Genomic DNA, 8,837 nt, shown 5'->3' with positions numbered 1-8,837 from the left:
CAGCAATTTATCATTCACAAAGCTACATGGGGCCTAAATTATTGGGATCCGAATTCAAGCAGCGAATCGATTGAAAAACGCAGGAAACGGATCATGGATATACTCGCGAGCCAGACGTTTCGGAATGAGCGAATTAAGGTGCTGATTGGATACGGCTGCGAGATCACCGAACAATTCAATGATTTCCTAGTGGATATTTTAATTACCGAAGTCCGCGGTGAACCGGAAAAAATTGGAGAGATCCTAGATAAACTGGACAAGTATTTTCCATCCCACGCCGACTTTCAATTGAGGTATAGCTACTTGCCTTGGAACGAGTTAGACGAGGCAAATCTTACATGGGATCAGCTAGAAGCATACACATGGAACCAACTTGAAACCACATTTTTGAAGTAGGAGAGTGGGAACATGGCAGTCAACAAAACACCGAATTTAGGATTACATGATTGGCTTGGAACAGAATACGTTAAGCGGGAAGAAATCGTCGAGAACTTTCGCAAAATCGATAATGAATTCGGAGAAAGCGGGAGAGTGGGGAATTTATCGAATGAAATTGGAATTTTATTCGATAAAACTGTCGATATGCCTAACAATATCCTTCTTTATGGAGGAAGTTATGACGGAGTAACACCGAACGATGCTGCTTTTAATGCAGCAAAAATGGTGAATAGAAAAAGTGATTATTATGGATTAGTTTATTTTCCTAATAACGAAGTAGGTAACGCTGTTTATTATTTTGAAAATACACCGTTTTTAGATAAAACGATGATTGTTGCTGATAAAGGGGTTAAATTGAGTTTCCCATCAACAAACGGTGTAAGTTTTAAGAAGGTTATTTTTTTGAGTGATGTCACAATCATAAGCCGTGACCGGAACAACGAAGCGGTACAGTATGCGAATAATTTCCCTAAATCTCTATATGCAACATTGTCTGAAAATCCTATTGAGGTTGGCTTAAAAAGACCGAAATTTAAAGACGGTACAAATCTTACTTTCAAAAATTATTTTTCAGATGGTTCGCCTACGACAGCGGGTAATGTGACGTATTACGATGCAACTTTAAAAGACACGTTTAAAAGTAACGATACATCTTCACCTACGAATTTAGGGAAATTTTTAATAACCGAAACAGATGCCACAGTCGGATATATTTATAACTGTGCTTTCAAAACTCTTAACCCTGAAACAAATCCTGATGTTAGAGTAGGGGTTTTGTGTAGTAAAGACAATGACCACTTTATCTTTTACAGCTTAGATATAGATAAAAAATTATATACAGGAATTAGAAATGCCGGATGGACAGAAACGGTAAACACCAAATACCAAAACATATTTACCGATGCATACAGCATTAAAGATAACGTCCTAATGAGTGTTCGAGTCACTAAGTTAGATGTTTTAGAATTTTATGTGAACGGAGTTTTAGTAGATACCGTCACCTTACCTTTTGAGATTTCTAAAGTAGGATTTGGAATAAATTTTGTTAATGCCACAGGTAGCGGAGTGTGGAATATTTACTGGGGAAAAATCACTTATGGTGAAGCATTAAAAAATAATGTTGGAAATCCGTTAAATGTTGTCGTTTTCGGTGATAGCATAACATTTGGTGAAGGTTCAATAAGTTGGGCAGAATACCTACCGACTTTCTTAGAAGGGCAAAGAGGAATAAATAAGGTTACAATCACCAATAAAGCAGTAAGCGGTGAGCGTTCTGACCAACAATTAACCCGTATGCAATCTACGGATTTAACACCTTATGATATGGTGTTAATTCTCATTGGCACAAACGATATTCAACAAGGTATATCAGTAAACACATTTTCATCAAACGTACAAGCTATGATTGATTTAGCGAAATCAAACGGAAGGAAAGTCGTCATCGGTATTCCGCCGATGTGGATTAGCCAAAGTTTAACAGGGCAAGGTTTCGCTAGTGCTAACTATGATAAAGGTTCACTTTATCGTGCGGAGTTAATGAAATTAGCAGCAATTAATAATTGCTTTTTAGCGGATACTTTAAGTGAAATTGGCCGCATAGGCGTAGATAATCACTTATCAGTATTGCGCGACAATTTACATCCTAATACGTTTGGTGAAATCTTACTTGCTAGATGTTTTGCAAGAAGTATCATTTCCGCTTTAACAAATGACGTTAATAATGTGAATACATCGTCAACAACATCAAGTGTAACTTATTACACTCCTACGCTTGAAAACGGTTGGGTTAATTTTGGATCAGGCTATGCAGATGCTAGGGTGGTGAGAGAAGGTAACACAGTAAGAATTGAAGGAATTATAAAAGGCGGAACTTATCAAGGCGTTCCGAATATACGGTTGTTTCAGCTACCGCCAAATTTACGACCTATGAAAAATCATATCTTTATGTGTCAATATAGTGGAGGTACATGGGCGGCTCAAGTTAGCACAAATGGAGATGTAATAATTTCCGTAAACCCTTCAACTGCTCCATCTTGGATGAGTTTATCGGGTATAACGTTTAGGGTAGATTAAACTTAATAAAAAATTGAATCTTGGCTATTTACTAAAATTATCCTATTTTTTATAATATATTAAAAACACAAAAGGTAGGATAATGGTAATGAGTAAAATGAAGTTATTGATTGTATTTTCCTTGTTTTTAAATATTCTTTTTATATCCGGTGGGGCTTTTTTAGTACACAAAAAGGGCGGTATATCTTATATAAAAAGCAAGATTACCACTACAGCTGCCACCGAGAAAAAAAGTTATGAAACTCCATACTACACAGATAAAGTGACGTTATTTGAACTTGAAGATTTTAAAAAGAATAAAACCGTTGTCTTTTTGGGGGATAGTTTAATTGATTATTGTGAATGGAATGAACTTCTTCAAAGAAACGATATTGCTAATCGAGGTATTGCTGGGGATACTACCGAGGGATTATTGAATCGATTATCGTCCTTAAAAGAATTAAATCCGTCCAAAATTTTTATTCTAATTGGAATAAACGACATACAACAGAATGTAGAAAAAAGTAAAATAGTAAATAATTATAAGCAAATAATAAAGGAAATTAAGCGGTCTTTACCAAATACGGAAATCTACATTGAAAGCATTTTATATGTAAATCCAAACAAATATAGCAAAATTTTTCTAAAAAATGGCAGAAAAATCAACGATATAGTCAAAAAAGTTAATGCAGAGTTAAGGAATTTAGCGAAGAGGGAGTCAGTTAACTACCTAGATATTGCATCAATAGTCACAAAAAATGATGAGTTAGATAAAAAATATACTACAGATGGACTGCATCTAAATGGAGTAGGTTATTCTAAAATAAAAGAGGTATTGAATGAACAGATTTCCAAGTAAAAAATATGTTTGTGCAAAAGAGTAGGATTTTGTCCTGCTCTTTTTCTCTATAAAATGACGCTTTTATCCAAAGGATAGGGGGCTATTTTACATCCTCTATCCTTTTTCTATTCTCGTGAAAGGGGTGAACCTATACCCATAGTTACTACTTAAAGGCGTAATAGGACGATACTGTGCAATAAACGCCGGGGAGGCGTATTTTTTATGCTTAGAGAGGGGAATAAAATGTGAAACAATCAACCGATACACTATGGACAGCAATCACAGGCGGCGCATCCATCACATTAGCCTATCTGTTAGGCGGTCTCGATAATCTCGTGGCCGCATTTGCTATTTTCATGGTTTGTGACTATATCACAGGCATTATTGCCGGCGCAAAAGACAAACAAGTGAGTTCCCGACGAGCGCTGAAAGGGCTAGGCAAAAAAGCTGGCATGATCACATTCGTCATTGTCGCGAATCAGTTGGACATCATCACTGGCAACCAAAACGGATTTTTGCGTGATGCGATGCTGACGTTCTTGATTGCGACAGAAGGAATCTCTATCATTGAGAACTTGGACCGTCTAGGGCTAAAAGCACCGTCGTTTTTGGCTAAAGTTTTAGAACAAATCTCGGAAAAAGGAGAGGGGAAATAATGTTTAAAATTGCAATTGATGCTGGACACGGATATAACACACCAGGAAAAAGAACACCAGACGGAAGTATGCGTGAATGGGAATTTAATAGCGCAGTAGCAACCCTAGTACAAGATGAACTGCAGAACTATGAAGGGGTTGAAACATTGCGTGTGGATGATCCGACCGGAAAAACCGATGTACCACTAAAAACGCGAACGGATAAAGCGAACGCTTGGAAAGCTGATGTATATGTTTCGATTCATGCCAACGCAGCCGGTTCCGGCTGGAACAGTGCAGAGGGGATCGAAACGTATGTGTATACGTCAAAACCAAAAGAGGCGATGACGCTAGCGGCGAACGTGCAGAATCGTCTCATTCGGGAAACGGGGTGAAAAAACCAAGGGGTAAAAACAGCTGACTTCCATGTGCTGCGCGAAACGCACATGACCGCCATCTTGGTCGAGTGTGGGTTCATGACAAATAAGGAAGAAGCGACACTTTTGAAATCTGACTCGTATCGAAAGAAAGTAGCGACAGCGATTGTTGCTGGGATTGCCGAGACATACAATTTAAAGATAAAAACCAAGCCTGCGCCGGCCTCCTCATCAGCTGCTAAAAAATCAGATAAACTCTACCGCGTGCAAGTCGGAGCGTTTGCCAATCTCGAAAACGCCGAGCAACTGGCGGAGGAACTGAAGAAAAAAGGGTATCCGGTAATCATTATTTGAGCAAAGAAAGGGCTGTCCTTGCATTGGTATGCAACCAACTGTTTAGGACAGCCTCATTAGACAGACGTATACTCTTTGTAAAGCATTTCTTTTGTTTTATTAATATTGTACTCTTGGAGTTTTTTCTCATATCTAATCTTTTCCTCAAGATTATCCAGTGTCTTCATAATATCCTCGTATTTTTCTCGACTCAATTGTTTCTGTTCCAGAGCTTTACGCGCGGCAATCCTTTGTAAAAAAATCAAACTGTAATTTTGCATAGTTCTCCCCCTTTCATTTATATAATTACGACAGATACGGCTGTTTTTCCTCTATTTTTTGTGATGCAGTTATCCGTGAAACTTCATCTAATATTCCCTCTATGATGGAGGAATACAATTCCCCAATCAAAACAGCGTTGTCATCCATTGGTTCCTTAGCATCTATTGTTAATACTCCCCAAGAGTTCACAGGAACACAGATCAAGGATTTATATGAAGACGGGGTTTCGGAAGGACTCCAATCAGAATCAGACTCGACATTATCAATTTTTATAGTTCGCTTTTTACGATATGCCCGCCCGGCGATTGATTCATGTATACCAAGAGTCCTGTTTCCAATATAACTGTGTGGAAATCCTGCGCTTGCATGCGCTAAATATAGTACTCCGCTTTTCACATCTTCAAACCATAAACCACAACGATGGCGCTCTCCACCATTTGATTTTACATCACTAGCGAGGGCTTCTATAATTCTTTGGATTAGAAAATTTGCCTCTTCAGCTTGGGGATTAGTTGTATTTCTAAGCTCATTTAGTGAGTTGATAAAAAGTCTGGCATTTTGTACTACTGTGGCAAGCTGAGAAGCAGTATTTTCATATGTATTAATCATATCCTTTTGATCACTAACTTGTTTTTGTAATGAGATTAATGTGTTCTCTTTATTTACAGAATCGGCTAATCGCTTGGCGCCTATAAAAGCCCACCCACCAATTATGATCAGTATTGCAAGTAATATAAGAGAGGACACATTAAAAAACCAATCAGGCTGTTTTTCTACTATGATTTTTAATATATCTGTCATATCCACCTCTCCATTTCAACTTTTAGAGGGCTGATGGATATTGTCTTTTTAGGGGCCTATTCACTTTCACTTAGAGTAGCATCCTTTTTTACCCATATTTCCTCAACCGGCCTCTTTAGTTCTGTGCAGATCGCATAAGCCACATCGAACGACGGGAGTTGCTTATCATTCACAATAGCACTTAGCGTTCCAGGGCTAATATTGATCCTCTTAGCAAATTCTCCGTGTCTAATTCCTTCTTCAGCCAAAATCACCTTTAATCTGCATTTATACCCTGTCTGGCTCATCGAATCCCCTCCGGTTTTTCATTTCGCCATGAAGTCGTTCCGATCCTCCCGCAAAGGATAAGCTTTATCAAAATTTTTTTCGATGGACAAGATAAAAGGACAATCAGGGCCACATAGGCTAATAACACGAAAGCCCCACAGTAGCAAAACTGCCCCTACACTGTATTAGACGTCCTAGCACCACTCTCTCAACATGATTCTGAAAGTGTTGCACGTTCGTTCCGAACACTTTTCCTACACTTTTTCTCTAGCGCACTTGTACAGGCAGAAAGATTTATGCGACAAGGAAGCCAGCGCGTGTTAAGGAGTGAAGCGACGAGGCGGAAAGAAGGGGGAGCGCGATGGGGGGGAGAAAACCACAAACACAGGAGGTGAGAGGCAGTGTTTTTCAAACGTCAGACAGAAATCATCCCGTTTCGAGAATTCATGGCTGGGAAACAGATGGCTGGAAAACAGACAAAGGCAGATGAAGTTGTCTCGGCATTGTTCCCGGTCATTACTCCGCATCATCTATTTCCTGTTCAGGATGCTGACTTTGCCTTGCTCATGACAGGAGTCGGTGCGATTACGTTCGCAGCGTTTATAGAGCAGGGATTAGTCATGATGGGAATGGCTGATGTGGCTGAAAAAGTCGCAGGTTTTGGTCGTATCGTATTCCCGGTAGTTGTTTATGGGGCGGTGTTATGGTTATTTTTCGGTTTGGGAGGTCTATAAACGTGAGGAAGTGGCTACAGAAACAACGCGCAAAATCCCAACTACGGAAAGCGTTCCAGGCGGCTGGATTGTATGTGGCGTATAAAAGCGGTGATAAGGAAATGAAAGTATTTCCAAAGGTCCATAGCGTTAGGATCGGAGATGATCAGACGGAATATGTGTTCACTCTTATCAATGGAATGGACCCGAAGGAAGTAAAGAAAAAGGAATACGTGTTCCAGCAAGTCTTTGGTCGAAATACAGAAGTCAAAGGCGATTTAAAAAAGTTTGTATTGACGGTTCACAAAAACGGGTTGCCGAAAAAAGTGAAATATCGTTATTCGGAAATATATCCGCTAATAAAAGGGCTTTTACTACCGATTGTTTGTGGAAAGGATAGGCATGGTAAATGGCTCGTTTACGATGCTGTTAATAATCCCAATTGTTTGCTGTTTGGGCAGCCCGGTTCTGGCAAGAGTTCTATGCTTCACAATATTCTTGTGACGCTGATCCAATACTATACTGCCGACGAGCTTCATCTGTATTTAGGGGATTTGAAAATGTCGGAGTTCGGGATATACGAAGGAGTTGATCATGTTAAAAGTCTTTGCTTTCAAGCGAATGAACTTGGTCCAGCACTTGAATATCTCAAAAAGAAAGAACTCAAAAAGCGTGGGGAACTGTTAAAGAAATATCGTGTCCGACATATTAGCAAAGTACCGAAAAGTGAACGTCCGCCTTTTATCGTTGTGTGTGTTGATGAATTTGTGATGATTAAAGACGATGAAATAATGACGAACTTACTGCAAATTGCATCACTGGGTCGTGCTTGCGGAATTTTCGTTATCTTATCAATGCAACGCCCTTCACATACGATTCTAAACACGGATGTTAGAGCAGTCTTATCTGTCCGCATGGGCTTTCGTACAGTTGATTTACGCAATGCAATGATCGGCGAAACGCCTGGCAGCGAAAAGATCAGCCTTGATACTCCAGGTAGGTTCTTGCTGCGCTTAGACGACTTGATTGAATTACAGGCTCCACACGTTACGGAAGACATAGCCGAAAAGATACTCAAAAAATACAAATCTGATGGTTGGAAAAATCATTCGTTCATTGTTACGCAGGTGCTTGAAAATAAAATGCAGGGCAGTGAAGAGGAGTTAGAGCGGGACAAAATTTTAGGGGTGTTGGACGATGCTGACAAAGCGAGATAAAGCCATTATCGCCGATTTAAGGCGATTTCGCGTGATGAGCCGAGACGACATCGCCGATATCCATTTTCGAGGATTGAAACGGCCACAAGAAAGCGCCAATAATGTCCTATTGCGGCTGGTTCGCGACGGGCATATACAGCGATCCACGGCATTTGTTCCGTACGTATATTTTTGCGCTGACAGCAACATCAAAAAGAATTCGCAAAAAATCCCGCACTACCTCGAGATTGTCAAGGTGTACAGGGAAATTATTTCAATCGGATCGGTCGAACAGTTTAGCGTCGAGCCGAAATATCGGAAGGGGCTGGCAGAACCCGACGCATTTTTTATCTATCAACGGACACCATTTTTCCTTGAGTGTCAACGAACTGTTTACAGTGAAAAGGTGATTGAAGAAAAGTTGAATCGTTATTTAGCGTTGTATGAAAGTGGTCTTATCGCTGAGGAATCATGGCAACCAGCCGGAAAGGTGATTTTTCCATACATCTTCATCGTCTCAGATACAAGATATGCCCTAAATCGGCAATATCCTTTCCGAGTGTTCCAGGCTCCGTCGTTCACAAGTTTTCTACGTTCATTGAAACATCCGCAACAGTCGCAGACGTCCTACTCTGACATAAAAGTAGCCGGCGCGCGATTGAAACTCCGGGATCAATGAGGAGGGGAAACTGTGATGGATAAATTAATAGTAAAACTGCTTGTTCTACATGCTTTTATAGCCGATCAGAGAAATGAATATGCTAAAATGGAAACAGAAGACGTTGTGGAACAGGCCTTTGCTGAGGGAATCGTCGCAGCGTGCGAGTTTTTTGAAGAGGCCTTGGAGCATATGATGGATTATAGATAGCATGGTCGATGTGTATAGCGTGTATAGTTGTATC

Annotated in this window: 12 protein-coding genes and 1 pseudogene; 10 read left to right on the top strand and 3 right to left on the bottom strand. The window is 39.9% G+C overall.

What is annotated here, in order from left to right; translation table 11 throughout:
- The 6 genes and pseudogenes from GZ1_RS16695 to GZ1_RS19830 form a co-directional block, all read left to right on the top strand.
- Positions 1-396: DUF2313 domain-containing protein (locus GZ1_RS16695; protein WP_157074392.1), on the top strand; the 396-nt coding region annotated here is incomplete at its 5' end.
- A gap of 12 nt (positions 397-408) precedes the next feature.
- Entirely contained in the window at positions 409-2,511 is a 2,103-nt protein-coding gene (locus tag GZ1_RS16690; RefSeq protein WP_060788928.1) for an SGNH/GDSL hydrolase family protein, read from the top strand.
- Positions 2,512-2,599: 88 nt separating this feature from the next.
- The gene (locus tag GZ1_RS16685) at positions 2,600-3,349 is read left to right on the top strand and encodes a GDSL-type esterase/lipase family protein (protein ID WP_060788927.1); all 750 of its coding nucleotides are present in this window, start codon (positions 2,600-2,602) and stop codon (positions 3,347-3,349) included.
- A gap of 227 nt (positions 3,350-3,576) precedes the next feature.
- Positions 3,577-3,987 carry a phage holin family protein gene (locus tag GZ1_RS16680; protein WP_060788926.1) on the top strand — a complete coding sequence of 137 codons (411 nt, stop codon included), beginning with the start codon at positions 3,577-3,579 and terminating at the stop codon, positions 3,985-3,987.
- A pseudogene (locus GZ1_RS16675) lies at positions 3,987-4,514 on the top strand (N-acetylmuramoyl-L-alanine amidase family protein); the annotation flags it as partial. The gene GZ1_RS16680 and the pseudogene GZ1_RS16675, both read left to right, overlap by 1 nt.
- The gene (locus tag GZ1_RS19830; RefSeq protein ID WP_306304595.1) at positions 4,509-4,697 is read left to right on the top strand and encodes an SPOR domain-containing protein; all 189 of its coding nucleotides are present in this window, start codon (positions 4,509-4,511) and stop codon (positions 4,695-4,697) included. The pseudogene GZ1_RS16675 and the gene GZ1_RS19830, both read left to right, overlap by 6 nt.
- A 56-nt stretch (positions 4,698-4,753) precedes the next feature.
- Here the strand turns inward: GZ1_RS19830 and GZ1_RS16670 are convergent, their stop codons facing one another.
- From GZ1_RS16670 to GZ1_RS16660, 3 genes are read right to left on the bottom strand one after another with little or no spacing between them, the layout of a single operon-like run.
- The gene (locus GZ1_RS16670; RefSeq protein WP_060788925.1) at positions 4,754-4,957 is read right to left on the bottom strand and encodes a hypothetical protein; all 204 of its coding nucleotides are present in this window, start codon (positions 4,955-4,957) and stop codon (positions 4,754-4,756) included.
- A gap of 25 nt (positions 4,958-4,982) precedes the next feature.
- A complete protein-coding gene (locus GZ1_RS16665; protein WP_060788924.1) occupies positions 4,983-5,759 on the bottom strand; it encodes a GAF domain-containing protein in 777 nt (258 codons plus the stop codon).
- Positions 5,760-5,815: 56 nt separating this feature from the next.
- A complete protein-coding gene (locus GZ1_RS16660; RefSeq protein ID WP_060788923.1) occupies positions 5,816-6,046 on the bottom strand; it encodes a helix-turn-helix transcriptional regulator in 231 nt (76 codons plus the stop codon).
- Positions 6,047-6,427: 381 nt separating this feature from the next.
- Between GZ1_RS16660 and GZ1_RS16655 the strand changes: the two genes are divergently transcribed.
- From GZ1_RS16655 to GZ1_RS19065, 4 genes are read left to right on the top strand one after another with little or no spacing between them, the layout of a single operon-like run.
- Positions 6,428-6,760 (top strand): hypothetical protein, encoded by a 333-nt coding sequence (locus GZ1_RS16655; protein WP_060788922.1) that lies wholly within the window; start codon positions 6,428-6,430, stop codon positions 6,758-6,760.
- Positions 6,761-6,762: 2 nt separating this feature from the next.
- Positions 6,763-7,956, top strand: a complete 1,194-nt coding sequence (locus tag GZ1_RS16650) for an FtsK/SpoIIIE domain-containing protein (RefSeq protein WP_255211317.1) — start codon at positions 6,763-6,765, stop codon at positions 7,954-7,956.
- On the top strand, positions 7,937-8,614 hold the full coding sequence (locus GZ1_RS16645) for a hypothetical protein (protein WP_060788920.1): 678 nt from the start codon (positions 7,937-7,939) through the stop codon (positions 8,612-8,614). Before GZ1_RS16650 ends, GZ1_RS16645 begins: the two co-directional genes overlap by 20 nt.
- A gap of 12 nt (positions 8,615-8,626) precedes the next feature.
- Positions 8,627-8,803, top strand: a complete 177-nt coding sequence (locus GZ1_RS19065; RefSeq protein ID WP_157074391.1) for a hypothetical protein — start codon at positions 8,627-8,629, stop codon at positions 8,801-8,803.
- Positions 8,804-8,837 lie beyond the last annotated feature (34 nt).

Source organism: Geobacillus zalihae NBRC 101842 (assembly GCF_001544135.1).
GTDB classification, from domain to species: Bacteria; Bacillota; Bacilli; order Bacillales; family Anoxybacillaceae; genus Geobacillus; species Geobacillus zalihae.
Note: the sequence above shows the minus strand (reverse complement) of the source record. Positions and strands in the feature narration are given on the sequence as shown.

Excerpts from the sequence above, each read along its gene's own strand:
- GZ1_RS16690 (WP_060788928.1), top strand. The coding sequence starts at position 409 with ATGGCAGTCAACAAAACACCGAATTTAGGATTACATGATTGGCTTGGA.
- GZ1_RS16685 (WP_060788927.1), top strand. The coding sequence starts at position 2,600 with ATGAGTAAAATGAAGTTATTGATTGTATTTTCCTTGTTTTTAAATATT.
- GZ1_RS16670 (WP_060788925.1), bottom strand. The coding sequence starts at position 4,957 with ATGCAAAATTACAGTTTGATTTTTTTACAAAGGATTGCCGCGCGTAAA.
- GZ1_RS16665 (WP_060788924.1), bottom strand. The coding sequence starts at position 5,759 with ATGACAGATATATTAAAAATCATAGTAGAAAAACAGCCTGATTGGTTT.
- GZ1_RS16660 (WP_060788923.1), bottom strand. The coding sequence starts at position 6,046 with ATGAGCCAGACAGGGTATAAATGCAGATTAAAGGTGATTTTGGCTGAA.
- GZ1_RS16645 (WP_060788920.1), top strand. The coding sequence starts at position 7,937 with ATGCTGACAAAGCGAGATAAAGCCATTATCGCCGATTTAAGGCGATTT.